The organism is Legionella donaldsonii, from assembly GCF_900452385.1.
In the GTDB taxonomy this organism is placed as follows: Bacteria; Pseudomonadota; Gammaproteobacteria; order Legionellales; family Legionellaceae; genus Tatlockia; species Tatlockia donaldsonii.
Map to the genome: position 1 here is coordinate 205,383 of NZ_UGOA01000001.1, position 15,519 is coordinate 220,901.

Here is a 15,519-nt window from a genome sequence, read left to right on the forward strand (position 1 = left end):
GGCCCGATTAACGGTGGATTTAATAAAAGGCGCATTATGCGCCTTTTATTAAGCGTTTTGCGCAGCTTTTTTTAAGGCTTTTTGATACTGTTTCCAGTCTTTATCTTTTGCAAAGATAAAGTGTGCCGCTTCTTCAATAAAGAAACCCACATCATCAATATTTGCCCATTGGCAATATTGCTGAATAGCTATAAAGGTTTCATTGTTGATCTCTGCCTTAATTTTTTCTTTTTTTATGTTGCGATTACCATTAATAATTGCCATTGTTAATTTCCTTTTTAGTCAATCAAGACGCATCATAACATAAGAAAAATACTAGATGGTAGGAGACACAGCCGCTGTAGGCTCTGGTACCTTGCTACCAGGTACAACTTGTAAAAGTCTTCCCGATAGTTTCGTTGTCAAGGCGAGTTTGGCTCGTGCGTGGATTGCTTGAGTGTTTTGCAGCAAACGGCTTATTTCTGCGTCCTCTGTCTCATCTGTATCACAGAGTTCATTCAGCAATTCCGTTGCCTCAGCAGTCCCCGAGAAGGCGTTATTAATTCTTGATTGCATGGACTCACATTGGTTTGATTGTGCTTGAGCAATTTGTGCTTGCTCTTTAAGGGTTGCTGTTAGCTCTACTAAATCAGTCTCACAACGGCTTAAATCATCTCTAACAGCAGTTAATGTCGCGCTACTATCTGGTTTACTAGTAAGTTCACCAGTGACACTGCGAATTGTTGCCGTACAATGAAGAACATCCTTACCCAATTCATCGAGTTTGAGACTAAATTGACCTCCCGAACTCTGTACCAGTGCTTGGCTTGCATCAAGTACTTCTTTTACTCCAGCTAACCCTTTGATTGCTTGTTGTAAAGATAGAATTTGTTTATTTAATGCTTCTAATTTTTTATCCAAATCAGCTGCATAAGAAGCCAGGGCTTCATTTTTTTGGAAAATTGCATCAAATACTTCGACGAGTCGGGTTTCTACCGCATTGAAGGATTCAATAGACTCGGCTAAATTTTTTTCCATTTTAACAATATTTTCACAGATGTCTTGTTCGCGTTTGCTATCCCGTGCGTTATGGTTATTAAATAGAAAAATCAAACCTATGTAACTACTTATGATAGCCAGTAAGGCGATGGTATTAAATAAGAGGCTGGCTACTAATGCGACTCCAATGACTTCGGCAGTTAAAATTATTTTTTGCCATATAGTCTTTTGACCATACCATTGGGCGGCTGTATCAATGAGACTTTGCCTCAGGTTATAGCGCTTTCTAAGCAAATCTAAATCAGATTTGAATAGCTCAAATCGCTTTTGATGTTCATTTAATCGAGCAAGTTTTTCATGGGCAACTATTTTTAATGAATTAAGTGAGGTATCGGATGCTAATGGTGCATTGGTTTGATTTGATGTAGACATAATTTTAATTTCCTTATATTAGAATTGGTAATTATTAAGCAAAGAATCCCGGGTTAGTCCCTGAGACGGCTCTTATAGGGAGCTGTCTTTGAGCTGCTTCTATTTGGCTGGTAAGCTCGATGACTAATTTTTCGGAGGCTTGCAATTCTGCTACTAAAGCCTTTCTGGTTTTTACTAAATCCTGAATTTTTAGAGACGCACGACTAAGACTTTCCTTACTTGCAGAATGTTGTTCAGCCATCTTTTCCACATCTTTTTCCAAAGAGGCTATTTTTTTACTTTTTTCAGCATTTTCATTTCGGACTGTATCGAGACTTTCTGCAAGTTGTGTGATGCTTTTTTTCGCCGTTTCCAATTGTTCCTGTGTTGTTGCAATCTCATTTTCTCTTTCAAGTAAGGTTGACTTTGCAAGCTCAAGAGCTTGTGAGGCTTTTTCAAGTAAGATTATCTTGACTTTTAATTCCTCCAGGAGTCCTTGCATTTTTTGGTTATTTGCTTCACTAGTTGAGAGCAAGCTGGTATTGGTTGCCATTAATTTATCTTTTTCACTATCAATGACAGCTACACCGCTGTCTAAGCGTTCTAGATTTAAAGCAATTTTTTGGCTATGTACACTAGTCTCCGTTTCCAGGCGCAGGGTTTGTTGCAGGGTAGAATCTACAATACTATCGAGATGGTCCAATCGGCGTTCATTTCTTTCCCGCCCGGTATCCTCGATTTGTTGTATTGCCGCTTCCTCTGCTTGATTTCTTGCGTCATTCATTTTTTGCACAAACACAGTGGCTCCTACACCCGCAGAAGCTGCTGCAAATGTTGTGAAATAAAGAACGACTTTAGAAATGACAATAGTACTTGCTGTGATAGTTAATATCATAAAATAGTCCTTATTTAAGTGGTAATTGACTTTGAATGGATATTCTCGACGGAAGTCAGAGGTTTTCTAAACAGGGCCAGATAGAGAGAGTTGTAGGAGAAACTGCTGCAGTTACATTAAAAGAATTAACACTGGTGTATATTGGGTCATGGACCGCTTCCCTGTCTAAAAAGAATGTCACCTTTAATATCCATACCTTGGTGAACAAAGTCATCATAGCATAAGCAAAAAAGTCAGTCATTAAGATCTATGATGGTACAAATAGAGCGCTTAGTTGTTAAAAATATCAAGATCGGCGATAAATTGACTGACTAAATCATTAAAAGCGTCCGGTTGTTCAAGTATCACTGCGTGGCCTGCATTAGCGATGAAATGAATTTTCTGTTGCCAAAGATTCCTAAATTCTAGCCCCTTCACATAGTGATAATTAATAGCAATATCCTGTCCGCCGGCAATCACGGCAATGGGTTTTTCCCAGGTTGCTACAATTTTTTTTTGATTCAGGCCAATTTTTTCCGTGATTGATTGAGGATAAATAAGACGTACATCGTTATCAGTGTGTAAGATAGCATCTACTAAAAATTGTTTTTCCTGGCTGTAATCATAACCAGAGACTTGTGCTAATAATTGTGCTTCTTTTAAGGTTAAGTCTTTCTTGCCAAAGCATTGTAAGATTTCAGGGGCAAGGACTTTAAATCCTTCCGTTAAACCTAAACTAGAGACTTCGATTGGTGGCGTGCCAGTAATAATAAGGCCTAGTAATTGTTCTAGTCTTGGTATTAATTCCAGGGCCACATGCCCGCCTAGAGACCAGCCTACGATGATTAATTGATTAATCGATAGCTGCTCCACTACTTCTGCCACTATTTCTGCGAAACCAGGAAAATTATAACTGTGTTGGCTATTAAAAGGAGGGGGGCTCTCACCATAACCTGGCAAGTCAAGGGCAATTCGACGGTAGGCGGTGAATATCGGCGCATCCATCTGTTTATGAAAGAATGTTTTATTAGTGCAATGGCCATGAAGAAATAGCAGGGTTATGGGGCTGGCTACATTGGCTTGAGAAAGCGAAACGTTACCAAAAGACGTGGTTAATAAACTAGTCTCATGACTCGATATTGTTCGCAATTGTATACCTGGGTGAGTAAGTCAATTCAATTTAAGGGTATTTTAATTACTCATCATTAATTAAGGAATACAAAGCCAAAGAATGCCTAGAGAAGAAAGACTGCCTAGGGTCCATAGTGTCGAGCGTAAGGTTGCCCAATTGAGTAAGTAAAGCAAATGATAGATACCTCGGGATATTAAATGAAAGATAGCTAATCCCTGTATTAGGCAAGATGTATTATGAGTGGCTATGGCCGTCAGAGCGGCAGTTGAGAAAATAATTAGCGATTCAAAGCTATTTTGATGCGCTGCGACCGCCCGTGCACCAATCCCGGTAAGTGCGGCCTGTTGGGTTCGGGGATGCTTGTTGTCATAACCCCCGGGTTGCTTTTTCATCATTATAACGACTGGAATCTTTGCAAGATAAGGAAGTAGGCAGGCAATAAAAAGACACAAGGTTAAAGTCAGCATCGTTGCTCTATTTAGAAGAAACACTCTTTTTATAGTAAAAGATTTAAGGTTGAAAAGATATTTAGCATCGCGTTGACCTTGGTGATGCAGGGTTACCCGTAATAGAACGAGCCAAATTGCGAAAATGCAATGGCTATGGGTTGCTCAAAGGTATAGTAAGTAGTATTTTTAAACAAGCAAATAGATTTTCTTGGTGTAAGCAATCTATTTGTTTTTGTAGATAACTCGCAAAAATTCAATTAATCAACTAGGCTCTTATAGTGCAACGCAACAAAAACGGAGAAAATTATGAATCAGGACTATTTAAAGAGTTGGGCTGCGATAGCAAATGAAATGCAAAAACCATTTCAGGCTATGATGGAATTGAATGTTAAAATGCTACAAAATTTAACTTATCTGAAACCGGAAGAGTTTTCAGAGATGCATAAACCCGGAGCATTACTCGATAAGCAAGTCAAACTTGTTATGGAGAATAGCCATAAAGCGCTTGATTATATGAAACAATCGTTTCAGATTTTAGAGACTGCTTTTCAAACAATTTCCAAAGAAGCGAAAGTAACTACTGGAAAAACTTTTGAAAATACCATGTCCACAATCAAGCAGGTTACACCAATAATGAAAAAAACGCTGTCAACGACTAAGAAAGCAGTTTCTGCTACGAAGAAGGCAACTTCTTCTGCAGCCAAGAAAACAGCTTCTTTAGCTAAAAAGGCGGCTACTACAACAGCGAAGAAGGCGGCATCTTCAGCTAAAAAGAAAACGCCTATAGTTAAGAAAGCTTCTCCAGCAGCTAAAACAGTTCATGCGGCTAAAAAAACGGCTCCTACCAAGACAACTGCTGCCAAGAAAGCCTCTTCTACCCTCAAGAAAGCAGCTTCTCCAGCGGCTAAAAAAGTAGCTTCTGGCAAGAAAACAGCTCCTGTAGTTAAGAAGGTGAGTCCTGTAGCCAAGAAAAAAGCGTCTCCAGTTAAGAAGGTGGCTGCGGCTAAGAAACCAACCCCCAAGGTATCAACACCAGCCAGCAGAATGTCAACGCCAGCTAGTGGAATATCAACATCAGCCAGTAGAATGTCTGCACCAACGGGCAAGATGTCAACACCAATGAATAGACCACCATTAAGTTCAGGCACAGTATCGACCAGCAAGCCTATGTCTGATATGAAGTTGGCTATGCCTACTGGCAAAATCACAATGCCAGAGAATAGAAGCTCTGTACCTGCTAACAGAATGAATACCACATTCGGCAAATTAAGCACTAGCGAAAATAGAATGTTAGGTTCTGAAAGTGGATCAAAAAAGCCGGATAGTAAATAGGCTAGTGAGGGAACAGTGTTACCGTATTGAGCATTAACCTTCTTGGCAATTGCTCTGAGGGTTAATGCAATTTTAGCAGCAAAGACTATTACAAAATTATTATTTCATAATAAGCCGTTTTAATTACTAGTTTTTATTGTCAAGTTTAGCTGGTTTTTTTGAGGCATTTACGAGCCCGGGGAACTGGAGAAATTGCTCAAAATCTTGTGCTGCCAAAGGCTCACAAAAATAATGGCCTTGAATTTCATTGCAATGATGAGACTGTAAAAATTCAAGTTGCTCTTTAGATTCTACTCCTTCAGCAATAACATCCAACTTTAGATTTTTTGCCAGAGTAATAATGGCCTGTATGATGACCTCATCCGCGTGATTAACATTGATATTATTAATATAGGATGGATCGATTTTTATCCGATCAATAGGGTATATTTTAAGGTGATTTAAGAGCGTGTAACCAGCTCCGAAATCATCCAGAGCGAAATGGACACCTAATTTCTTTAATTGAGCAAAAATAGGATTGATTTCGCCTCCTGTTAAAATGACATTTTCGGTGATTTCAAGTTCGAGATATTGAGGCTCTAAACCGGTTTCTAATAGTATCGTTTTAATGATGTCGGCCAAATTAGGTTGTTTTAGTTGTTTGCTCGCTATATTGACTGCTATGCGGATTTTGGGGAATCCTAATTCCTGCCATCGCTTATTTTGCTTGCAAGCCTCCCGTAGAACCCATTCACCAATGGGAAGAATTAAGCCGGTTTCCTCTGCCAGAGGGATAAAATTAATGGGAAGAAGAATACCTTTTTCTGGATGGTGCCAGCGAATGAGTGCTTCGGCTGATACGAGTTTCTGCGTAGCCAAATCGAGTTGGGGCTGATAGCATAAAAAGAATTCTTTATTCTCAATCGCGCGATGCAAGTCAGATTCTAATTGCAAGCGTGCTGCACTTTTCTCACCGAGATTTGCAGAATAATATTGAAATTGATTTCCACCTTGCTCTTTTGCGTTATACATTGCAATATCAGCACTACGTAATAACTCTTCAAAAGTTTGACCATCTTGCGGAAAGACAGCAATACCAATACTTGGTGTTACTAGAATTTCCTGTCCATTAACTATAAAGGGTTTATTGAAAACCTGTAACAGCTTGTTGGCAATTTTCCCCGCCTGGGTGTCATTAGCTAAGGATTCCAATAGGGCAACAAATTCGTCCCCACCAAGACGCGCTAAGATATCCTCTTTCCGCATCACTTTTTGCAGGCGTTTGGCTGCTTCTTGTAATAATTTGTCACCTGCAATATGACTAAAACTGTCATTGATTAATTTAAAGCGGTCGAGATCGAAGAAAAGAAAACAAAACATTGTTTTATTGCGTCGGGCACAGGAAATAGTTTGGGTTAGTCGTTCTGCTAAAAGAATACGATTGGGTAATTGGGTTAAAGCATCATGAGTAGCCTGGTACTGCAACTGTGCTTCTAGCTGGGCGCGTTTGGTAATATCACGGAAACACCAAATACGGCCTGTTATTTTATCGGCAATTTTATAGGGTTGGGTATAGATTTCAACAACCTGATTTTTGTTATACCTGAGAGTGTTTGTTGCCGTGTTATTTTTCTTACTTGCCAAGTGCTGGGTGATTTTTAAAAAAGCATGGGAATTTTCCATTTGCCCAGCAATATAGTGTAAAAGTGCATTGGCATCGTTTTTTGCCATCATGGTTTTGGGAATATGAAACATATGCATCAGATTTTTATTATAATCAATAAGACTATTGGTATTATTCATTACTAAAATGCCATCAGCAGAGGCTTCAAGTGTTCCCCTGGTAACAGAAAGGGATTCTTGCAGGGATTGAGTACGTTCTTTAACTTGGGTCTCCAGTAATTTAGTATAATCGCGGGATTCTTGCAGAAGTTGCCACTTCTTGGTCAGGGCGCAGGATAATTGCCGTACTGCAATGCTATCGAAGGGTTTTTTTAAGATAAGTAAATTTTCACGTTGTCCTAGCTGTTGAATCGTTTCTTCCCAAGTATAGTCTGAATAAGCAGTACAAATGACTATTTGAATATTCGGGTCAAGCTGCCAAATTTTTTTTGTTGTCTCTATCCCATCCCAACCAGGCGGCATCCTGATATCAACAAAAGCCAGTGCGTACGGATCATTATCATGGAGCGCTTCGGCAATTTTTGCTACACCATCTTGCCCCTGTGTAGCGGTTACAATGCGGAATTTAGGCAGGCTGGATTCAGGTTTCTTTTGGAGACCAAACATTTGTTTTTCGAACGAGTCTAATGCAGCGTCCTCTACATTTTCTGCGCTATTTTTAGTTGACAAGATTTTGATGAAATCCGAATGAATAGCCGGATTATCATCAATAATGAGAATTTTCATATCCTTTGTAGCTATCGTCATTCAGAAATCTCCCGGAAAGCTGCTTTAAAGGAACCGCTAAAGTAAATTCGGCGCCCTGCCCAAATCCTTTACTTTTGACTAGCAAGGTTCCTCCTAATTCTTTTGCTGCCAGGGCACTGGCATGTAGGCCAAAACCATGGCCATGAGATTTTGTAGTAAAACCAAAGGTAAAAATTTTGCGCAGATTTTCAGCGGTGATACCAATTCCATTATCACTAATGATGAGCTCTGCCTGATTAGTCATTGGATTAAGTCTTATCTTAATTTTGATGGTTTTATTCAGTACATGATGTTTAGGATCGGTTAAGGCATCTTTGGCATTTTGAATTAAATTGATAATGATTTGTAATAGTTTGGCTTTGTCACTCATGAGTTCGCAGTGATGTTCCACTTCTTGATGAATAGTAATATCTTGTTTTTCAATAGCATTTTTGCACATGGAAATTGCGGTATTCACAATCTCCGGAAGGAGTAATTTTTCCGCAATGCCTGAAACCCCGCTAATGGACTCCTGCATGGTGACTATATCACCGATATGATGGACTTGTTCAGCCAAGCACGTGATTTCTTTATCAATCTTATCGTATTCGGTAGTGATTTTTGTAACAAGGGCTATCAAATAATCAGGCAAGATTTTTCCTTTTTCATCTTCGTTCAGATAGTACGCAAGATTGGTAATGTTTTCTTTTAACATAGTAGAAACAGCAGTCAAATGAGGTACATAAGGTTTATTGATCATTTCCTTAACCAGGTCTATAGAAACATTGACGGTATTAAGCACATTGCCAATATTATGTAAAATGGATGTCGCGAGCTCTGTCATGCCCGCTTGTCGTGCCAGGGTAATTAATTGCGAATTTAGATCACAATTTTGCAGATAAGTCTGATAATGGTTGCATGCGGCAGTGGTGCGAGCGATCAATTCTTCCGGTTCAAAGGGTTTTGATAAATAATCATCTGCTCCTGCACCTAAGCTGCTAACGACAGCTTCATTACCTGCTTTAGCCGTAATTAAAATAATAGGTATATGGGTAGTAGAGGGATCTTCTTTAAGAAGTTTAGTCAGTTGGTAGCCGTCAATAAGCGGCATCATGATGTCAGAAAGAATAACATGTGGTTTATATTGATGAACCGCATCGAGTGCCAATTTGCCGTTCTCAACTGCAATCACGTCAAAATTATTCTCAAGTAAAGACGTTATATAATGACGGATATCGCGATTATCATCTGCAATGACAATAAAGGGACGCTCTTTTTTTGGAGACGTTTTAGCAGGTAAGGAAGCAATGCCCTGCTCAGGAGTTGCCAGAAGAGTAAAATCAACCTTAAAGTTATGCGGTGTCGAGGAGGCTATGGCGTCTGATTTAGTCGAGGCAGGTGGTGCTTGGGCAGTACGTTCTGGCAGGCTGATATGAAAAGAAGAGCCTTTACCTACCATACTGTCAACTCGGATATTTCCTTGCATTAACTCAACAAATTGTTTAACCAAGGTCAAACCAATGCCACTTCCTTCATAAGCTCTGGTACTTGACGAGTCAACTTGATGGAAGCGTTCAAAAACAAATGGGATTTGAGCTTGAGGAATGCCTGCTCCGGTATCAGTAACCAGAAGGTCAATCGTTTTTTTACTGCGTTGAAGGGTTACCTTAATCTCCCCTCCTGGCGAAGTGAATTTAAGAGCATTACTTAATAAATTGAAGACAATTTTTTCAATTATTTTTTTGTCCAATAAGACTTGTTTAATTGCCGGAGCAGGAAAGAATTGGAGGCTAATTTTACGTTCCTGAGCCAAGCCCTGGATATCATCAATTAATTGCGCGATGAACTGATTTAAATCTACCGGTTCTTCGTATAATTCAAATTTATTTGCCTCAAGTTTGGTAAAATCCAGCAAGTTATTGACCAATATATAAAGCCGGACAGCATTGCGTTGCATACGGTATAAATTTTTTGTTACTTCAGCAGGGAGTGAATTCCCCTCATTTAACAGAATAGTTTTAAGCGGACTTAAAATGAGTGTTAAAGGAGTACGTAATTCATGACTTATATTGGTGATAAATTCAGATTTTAAGCGGTCTACTTCCATTAGTTTATAATTTTTATCCCGTGTATCAATCAGGGCACGGCGTGCTGTATCAACAAGAAAATTAACCAGCATCGTTAGTTTTTGAATGCTTTCTTCTTGGCTGTCGATCTTAATCGTAAAATCAAAGTCTCCTTTTACCGCCAGGCAAAGTTGATCTGCTATTTCTTCAATGTTCTTTTGTAATGTGGAGAATGTTTGTTTTGCCATAGACTCAAGTTCCTAGCTTTGTCCACCGAATGTGAATTTCACACTCATCATCTCCTAATTTTAGACATTTTTTCTCTGTTATAGTGGTTTCATCTTGATAATAATTAATTACCCACAGGGCTAAGGTCTTATACAAGCCGCAAAGTTTATTAGGAGAACGATAATGAGTGATAAGTTGATTGGGGAGTTGTTCTACTCTGAATTTATCATTGATAGCCCGGCGAGATTCTACATCCACCATGCTTGTAGCAAAGCAATTATGAATCGTTGGTTGTATGGATAAAAATTCATAAGAATTTTTCGACATTCGAAACCAGGTGGGGAAGCGTTTAATGGCATCCTCACCGAAATAATTCGCGTAAGTTTGATAGGCCTGTTCCGGAGTTATTTTTAAGATTTGCAGAGCAGCATCAAACAAGCGTTGCCATTCTTCATCAGAATAGACCGTATTCATTTGAAACTCTCTGTCATTGGGTACTTTCGCAAGGGCTTTTACTTGGCGAATTCCTTCCTCTCCTGCGAGGTCGGCAATCATTTGTATTAAAATTTTTTGCATAAGACCAACCATTCACTAACTCCTTATCAGCAATGAGGCATCTAAATTCAAATTTTAATATAGCTGTATTGCTTGCGTGTCTGGCAGCCATAATTCAAGTATGGCAGTAATCTATAGACTGTGTTTTGGCTTATAGTTAAATTTTGGCATAAAGAAGCAAAGAATGTGAAAATGATAAGAAAATTAAATAATCCCACTCATTAGGGAAGACAATTAAAACAATTCCGGCGTGCATTTTGCTTTCCAAATGGAATCGGCTCTCATGAATGGGGGCAGTAGGTTGATTATAATTATCGCATGATGAAGGAATTTCGATATTTATGGTTTTTGCACTTAATTTATTGATAGTGATTGCTGATCAATTTATGCTTTTTATCGTTAATATGTTGGTCGCAAGACACGCCGGGGAAGAGTTATTTGGAGATTTTACGGTTGCAACGAATGCTCTATGGCTATTGGCAACCATCATTACTTTTGGCATTGATTCAATTATAGCTTATTACGTACCTAAATTTTATGTAAAGAAGAGGTACGGTGAAATTATTCGATTAACGGTTTCCATGAGAGGGTTTCTAAAACCCATTTATTTGACCTTATTTGTCTCAGGGTTGTTATTAAGTTTAGCCCTTATAGGACTCGGTCAAGCGTTAACAACATTGGATTTTTTTGAGATTACGCATCCTTTTTTACTTTTTTTATGGGGTACAGTTGCACTGTCCTTATATAATATTTTCATCCAGTTTTTCCGTGCCATCGATTATATGCGTACGGCGGTAATCTTGAGTTTATGTCAAACAATCATTTATTTTCTCTTGAGTTTATTGACTTACTTTTACCTTTACCCGGTTTTTTTTCATCAAGATGCTCATTACTTTCCGCATGTCATGCTGATTGGTTTTATTTTAAGTTACGCTTTTATCTTGCTTATCTCAGTTTTTATTCAGCAGCGAACAAAAATCCAACTGTATAGGAGTCATGTCACTGTCGATCTACATAAGCAGCCTATATGGAAGGAAAAGATGTATGGATACACTATACAAAATTTAAATAGGTATATTTTCACAGCGATTCCTTTACTGGTGATTGAATGGCTAGGACATCATGAACATTCCGCGGGACTATTTTCGGCAGTTACCTCGATTATTTCATTAGCTTTTATTGCTATAGGTCCAATTGGTATTTTAATTGGTCCAGATATTTCTGCGGCTTTTGCGCAAAGTAGAATGATACTCAAACGAACAATAAAGAAATATTTGGTGATTTGCTTTGTCACCTCGCTTGTTATCGTCATCATTATGGCTTTCTTTGCCAAACCCATTCTTTTGTTGTACAAATCAAATTTTATTAATGCATTACCCTATACTTATATTTGTCTAATAAATGTTATGACCTATGCGGTTTCAATGCCTTTGTCCAAAATGATAGAGTATTCGCATAAAGGCAGCGTGGTAGGGGCAAAATTGACGATGTCTATTTTGTTATTTCAATTTATTTCATGCCTTATTCTGATTCCTTGGTTAGATTTGACAGGGGCTATTATTTGTTATGTAGGTATTAATGTTGTTTATAATGCTGTCATGGTTATTATGGCGCTAAGAATTTATCGCAGCGAACCATTTGATGGCCATACAGTTTAATAGGGCCGAAGAAAAAGGATTTCACATGCTAATTCTCTATTCCTATCCGGAGTTATTTGGTTTACCTGATAATAATCCCTTTGGCCTCAAGGTTGATACCTTTCTAAGACTGGCAAAAATTAATTATCAACTGGAACATATTCTTGATACCAAGGATGCGCCTCGAGGACAATTACCCTATATTCTTGATGATGGTGAAATGATTACAGACAGCAATCGGATCATTCAATATTTGACTAAAAAATATAAGCTCACTTTCGATAGCAATTTGAATCCAACTCAGAAAAATCTACATTTTCTGGTGACAAGGCTTTTGGATAATCACTTATACTGGGTGATGTCATACTCTCGTTGGCAAGATGAACGGTTTTGGCCCTTGTTTAAAGCGGAATTTTTACGCCAATTTCCGCAATTGGCTGAAAATTCTTTGGAAAAGACAAGAAATTACAACATTCAAAAGTATCATTACCAAGGCATTGGCCGCTATAAAACAGAAGAAATTTATCAAGCTGGTATTGATAATTTAAAAAGTATCGATCGAATGCTGGCCCATAATGATTTTTTCTTTGGCTCGAAATTCCATACTATTGATGCTTGCTGCTATGGATTTTTGGCAAATATCCTTTATTTTAATATAGAAACGCCACTGAAAGAATTTATGGTGAATGAAAGCGCTCTAGGTGCCTATACAAATCGGATACGAGCTCTACTCTGTTATTAATAGACGCCTCAGTATCTATATGGCGCGCTGGAATACGGCAATACAGCAGCATTTAGAAATATCAATAAAGAAGTCTAGTGGTTTTGTACTAACAGCTCCTTGGCATGTGAACGTGTCTGCTCGGTGATGGTCAAACCACCTAGCATACGGGCTATTTCATCAACTTTTTCTGCAACAGTCAGAGGTATTATCTGTGAGTATGTTTGATTACTATCGCTGTGTTTTTCAACAACAAAATGATGATGTGCGCAAGAAGCAACCTGTGCTTGATGAGTAACACAAAACACTTGGAGGCGCTCACCCAGTTTGCGTAATAATTGTCCCACCAAAGCAGCTGTAGCACCGCCTATTCCTACATCCACTTCGTCGAAAAGAAGGGTAGGAGTAGAGCCACGTTGTGCGGTAATCATCTGAATGGCAAGGCTTATTCGTGAAAGCTCACCGCCAGAAGCTATTTTTACCAAAGCCTCTGGCACCATACCAGGATTGGTACAAACCTTGTACTCCACTTTATCTAAACCATGTGGCTGCATTTTTTCCAAAGCAGTAAATTCAATTTCTATATAGCCTTTAGGCATGCCTAGTTGTTGAATACAGGCGGTTATTTCCTGGGCTAGTTTTACTGCGTGTAACTGCCGTGACTTTCTAAGTGTTTGAGCAGCGGATTCAAAGACTTGGATTTGTTGCTGATACTGTTGTTGTAAATAATGAGCCCTGTTTTCAGAATTTTGTAATTGCTCTAATTCTTTTTGTAACGCCTGGGCATGCTCGGGTAATTGATTGGCATCAACATGATATTTGCGTGCCGCCTGGTGTAACGCGCTAATTCTTGTTTCTACTTCCTGTAACCGTTCGGGGTCTAATTGTACCTGTTCTGAAAAATGCTTTATTTCATCGAATGCTTCTTCGCATTGAATCAGAGCGCTGTTAACTAATTCACAAGCATTCCTAATTTGAGCTTTTTCCTGTGGTAATTCATGCAGTAATTGCATGATTTGATTAAGTCCCTGGCAGATATTGGGCTCATTATCTGCGCTGAGTAGATGGGAAATTTGCTGTGTACGTTGTAAGTAATCCTGCGCGTGATGTAACAATTGATGCTCTTCATGCAAAGTCTGCATTTCATTCTCATGCAAGGCGAGTTCTGTTAACTCCTCAATTTGAAATTGTAACAAATTGATTTTATCACTTTGCAGCTCTCGATTTTGCAAGCTGTCTAGTTCTTGCTTTGTTTTTTGACACTGTTTATAGAGTTTATTGACTTCTGTGACTAACGTGCTGTGACCAGCATATTGATCCAACTGTTCTCGATGGGTTTGATGGTGCATGAGCGTTTGATGTTGATGTTGTCCGTGAATATGTACAAGCATTTCACTTAATTCTTTGACCTTCTGTAAGGGAAAAGGTTGGCCATTAATATAAGATTTAGAACGTCCTTCGCTATATAGAACCCGGCGAAGCATGATAATACCTTCATCACAACTGATATCCTGCTCTGTAAGCCAACGAGCAGGCTCCGAGTCTGCTTCAAAATGAAAGCAGGCGCTTATATCGCATTTTTCTTCGCCAGTACGGATAACGGAGGCGTCAGCACGGCCACCTAAAGCCAGCATAAGCGCGTCAATCATGATGGATTTACCAGCCCCCGTTTCACCGGTAAAAGCGGTCATTCCATTTGCAAAATCAAGCTCCAATTGTTTAACTATGGCAAAATTTTCAATGCGTAAGGTAGTCAGCATGATTTATCCTGGTGTTTGGCTTCCCAACCTAGTTTAACTCGTAATGTATCGTAATAATGGTAATCTCGAGGATGTAATAAACGCAGTTGCTGAGCATTTTTTTCGATAGAAACTAATTGTCCGGGTTTTACTAGTCGAGATTCATGGCCGTCACAGCTAATGCGTAAATCGCTTTCATTACGCTCACTGATTTTTAAATCAATTTTCACCTGACCATCAACAACGACGGGTCGTGAACTTAAGCTATGCGAAAACATGGGTACCAGGACAATGGCATTAAGTTGTGGATGCATAATGGGGCCGCCAGCTGATAAAGCATAGGCGGTGGAACCAGTCGGGGTAGCTAGAATCATACCGTCTGAACGATAACGACTGACAAATTGTTGATTGATGAACACGTCAAATTCAATCAGATGGGTCTCATTACCACGACCTAATACGACATCGTTCAAGGCATCGCCTTGGAAATAAATCTTTTCACCGTCATGAATACGGGTATGTAATAAAAAGCGTAGTTCTTCTTCGTACTTACCAGTCAATACGGCGCTAAGATGGTGTTCTATGTTATTGGGTGAAATATCAGTTAAAAAGCCCAAACGGCCACGATTAATGCCTATTACCGGAACATTGACCTTAATTGCCATGCGTGCGGCAGATAGCAGACTGCCATCGCCGCCTACGACGACGATTAAATCCTCCTTGTCACCCATGGCCTCACGGGGAAGGGTTGGCAAATTGATATCGAAATGCGATGCGGTATCAATATCAAGAAAGGCAGTCACTTGCTGGCTTTGTAAAAAATCAACCAAACGGTGTAGGCTTTCATTAACCCCTTGATTGGCTCGATGTTGTCGTGCATACAAAATAACTCGTTTGAATCGTTGTTTCATATTCTGCTGCTTAGATTAGTAATAGCGTGGAGGATTGTAGAATGTTTTTTACAATACCATTTTTTCCCATTCAAAAAAATGGCTATATGAATGCGGTG

13 protein-coding genes are annotated in these 15,519 nt (G+C 39.1%); 3 read left to right on the top strand and 10 right to left on the bottom strand.

Translation table 11 applies throughout. The annotated features are described in order from the left end of the window. Positions 1-48 precede the first annotated feature (48 nt). The 5 genes from DYC89_RS00960 to DYC89_RS00985 form a co-directional block, all read right to left on the bottom strand. Entirely contained in the window at positions 49-264 is a 216-nt protein-coding gene (locus tag DYC89_RS00960) for a hypothetical protein (protein WP_115220106.1), read from the bottom strand. 51 nt (positions 265-315) lie between these two features. After that, positions 316-1,410 (bottom strand): hypothetical protein, encoded by a 1,095-nt coding sequence (locus tag DYC89_RS00965; protein WP_115220107.1) that lies wholly within the window; start codon positions 1,408-1,410, stop codon positions 316-318. Between the two features lie 34 nt (positions 1,411-1,444). After that, complete coding sequence (locus tag DYC89_RS00970; protein WP_115220108.1) at positions 1,445-2,284, bottom strand: hypothetical protein; 840 nt, start codon at positions 2,282-2,284, stop codon at positions 1,445-1,447. A 270-nt stretch (positions 2,285-2,554) separates the two neighbouring features. Beyond that, complete coding sequence (locus tag DYC89_RS00980) at positions 2,555-3,412, bottom strand: alpha/beta fold hydrolase (RefSeq protein ID WP_181879293.1); 858 nt, start codon at positions 3,410-3,412, stop codon at positions 2,555-2,557. Positions 3,413-3,472: 60 nt separating this feature from the next. Then, complete coding sequence (locus DYC89_RS00985; protein ID WP_115220111.1) at positions 3,473-3,862, bottom strand: MAPEG family protein; 390 nt, start codon at positions 3,860-3,862, stop codon at positions 3,473-3,475. 288 nt (positions 3,863-4,150) lie between these two features. Between DYC89_RS00985 and DYC89_RS16875 the strand changes: the two genes are divergently transcribed. Next, the gene (locus tag DYC89_RS16875) at positions 4,151-5,176 is read left to right on the top strand and encodes a hypothetical protein (protein ID WP_342767865.1); all 1,026 of its coding nucleotides are present in this window, start codon (positions 4,151-4,153) and stop codon (positions 5,174-5,176) included. Between the two features lie 126 nt (positions 5,177-5,302). On the opposite strand, the gene DYC89_RS00995 is transcribed toward DYC89_RS16875, so the two are convergent. Genes DYC89_RS00995 through DYC89_RS01005 form a run of 3 tightly spaced genes read right to left on the bottom strand, consistent with a single transcriptional unit; the run spans position 5,303 to position 10,446 of the window. Next, positions 5,303-7,585: an EAL domain-containing protein gene (locus tag DYC89_RS00995; protein WP_245953919.1), complete on the bottom strand. Its 2,283-nt coding sequence runs from the start codon at positions 7,583-7,585 to the stop codon at positions 5,303-5,305. Then, positions 7,545-9,878 carry an ATP-binding protein gene (locus DYC89_RS01000; RefSeq protein WP_115220112.1) on the bottom strand — a complete coding sequence of 778 codons (2,334 nt, stop codon included), beginning with the start codon at positions 9,876-9,878 and terminating at the stop codon, positions 7,545-7,547. The genes DYC89_RS00995 and DYC89_RS01000 overlap by 41 nt, the downstream gene beginning before the upstream one ends. 4 nt (positions 9,879-9,882) lie before the next feature. After that, positions 9,883-10,446, bottom strand: coding sequence for a heme NO-binding domain-containing protein (locus tag DYC89_RS01005; protein ID WP_115220113.1), 564 nt, complete (start codon positions 10,444-10,446; stop codon positions 9,883-9,885). Between the two features lie 308 nt (positions 10,447-10,754). Between DYC89_RS01005 and DYC89_RS01010 the strand changes: the two genes are divergently transcribed. Together DYC89_RS01010 and DYC89_RS01015 are read left to right on the top strand one after the other, a co-directional pair. Next, positions 10,755-12,071: a hypothetical protein gene (locus DYC89_RS01010; RefSeq protein ID WP_115220114.1), complete on the top strand. Its 1,317-nt coding sequence runs from the start codon at positions 10,755-10,757 to the stop codon at positions 12,069-12,071. Between the two features lie 25 nt (positions 12,072-12,096). Next, complete coding sequence (locus tag DYC89_RS01015) at positions 12,097-12,792, top strand: glutathione S-transferase family protein (RefSeq protein WP_115220115.1); 696 nt, start codon at positions 12,097-12,099, stop codon at positions 12,790-12,792. 74 nt (positions 12,793-12,866) lie between these two features. Here DYC89_RS01015 and recN read toward each other — a convergent pair whose 3' ends face one another. After that, positions 12,867-14,531 carry a DNA repair protein RecN gene (gene recN, locus DYC89_RS01020; protein ID WP_115220116.1) on the bottom strand — a complete coding sequence of 555 codons (1,665 nt, stop codon included), beginning with the start codon at positions 14,529-14,531 and terminating at the stop codon, positions 12,867-12,869. Next, on the bottom strand, positions 14,525-15,421 hold the full coding sequence (locus DYC89_RS01025) for an NAD(+) kinase (RefSeq protein ID WP_115220117.1): 897 nt from the start codon (positions 15,419-15,421) through the stop codon (positions 14,525-14,527). Before DYC89_RS01025 ends, recN begins: the two co-directional genes overlap by 7 nt. Positions 15,422-15,519: the final 98 nt, after the last annotated feature.

What these genes read in the sequence shown, in the direction of transcription:
- DYC89_RS00960 (WP_115220106.1), bottom strand. Translation starts at nt 264, where the DNA reads ATGGCAATTATTAATGGTAATCGCAACATAAAAAAAGAAAAAATTAAG.
- DYC89_RS00965 (WP_115220107.1), bottom strand. Translation starts at nt 1,410, where the DNA reads ATGTCTACATCAAATCAAACCAATGCACCATTAGCATCCGATACCTCA.
- DYC89_RS00970 (WP_115220108.1), bottom strand. Translation starts at nt 2,284, where the DNA reads ATGATATTAACTATCACAGCAAGTACTATTGTCATTTCTAAAGTCGTT.
- DYC89_RS00985 (WP_115220111.1), bottom strand. Translation starts at nt 3,862, where the DNA reads ATGCTGACTTTAACCTTGTGTCTTTTTATTGCCTGCCTACTTCCTTAT.
- DYC89_RS16875 (WP_342767865.1), top strand. Translation starts at nt 4,151, where the DNA reads ATGAATCAGGACTATTTAAAGAGTTGGGCTGCGATAGCAAATGAAATG.
- DYC89_RS00995 (WP_245953919.1), bottom strand. Translation starts at nt 7,585, where the DNA reads ATGACGATAGCTACAAAGGATATGAAAATTCTCATTATTGATGATAAT.
- DYC89_RS01000 (WP_115220112.1), bottom strand. Translation starts at nt 9,878, where the DNA reads ATGGCAAAACAAACATTCTCCACATTACAAAAGAACATTGAAGAAATA.
- DYC89_RS01005 (WP_115220113.1), bottom strand. Translation starts at nt 10,446, where the DNA reads ATGGTTGGTCTTATGCAAAAAATTTTAATACAAATGATTGCCGACCTC.
- DYC89_RS01010 (WP_115220114.1), top strand. Translation starts at nt 10,755, where the DNA reads ATGGTTTTTGCACTTAATTTATTGATAGTGATTGCTGATCAATTTATG.
- DYC89_RS01015 (WP_115220115.1), top strand. Translation starts at nt 12,097, where the DNA reads ATGCTAATTCTCTATTCCTATCCGGAGTTATTTGGTTTACCTGATAAT.
- recN (WP_115220116.1), bottom strand. Translation starts at nt 14,531, where the DNA reads ATGCTGACTACCTTACGCATTGAAAATTTTGCCATAGTTAAACAATTG.
- DYC89_RS01025 (WP_115220117.1), bottom strand. Translation starts at nt 15,421, where the DNA reads ATGAAACAACGATTCAAACGAGTTATTTTGTATGCACGACAACATCGA.